Consider the following 415-nt stretch of genomic DNA (forward strand, 5'->3'; position numbering starts at 1 on the left):
GCTTGCTAACTAGGTCCATAAAAACAATAAAAAATACTAGTCATTCCCCCGCGTAGGAGGGAATCCAGTAAAGTAAAGCTTTTAAAAAAGCTTCACTTTAAAAAACTATGTAATAAAAAATCTTTAAAATTAAAGATTTTTTAATATGGATCCTCGCTTTCACGGGGATGACATCAAGATTTTTTAAAAAAATGTCCGGTACTATAGGTCAAGACACGGGACGACAGAGGTGAAATTGATCCACGTAACAACACCTTGTGAGGAGCAAAGCAACATGGCAATCCAAAAAAATAATTAAAAAAATTCTGTAAATCAGAATTTTTTTCTTCCTTGCTTCGTTGAAATTTACAATTTCTTCTCACAATGACGAAAAAATCGTGTCATGCAACTGTAATAGTTGAGATTTAATCTTACA

Origin of the sequence: Rickettsia sp. TH2014, from assembly GCF_019249195.1 — a bacterium.
Taxonomy (GTDB): Bacteria; Pseudomonadota; Alphaproteobacteria; order Rickettsiales; family Rickettsiaceae; genus Rickettsia; species Rickettsia felis.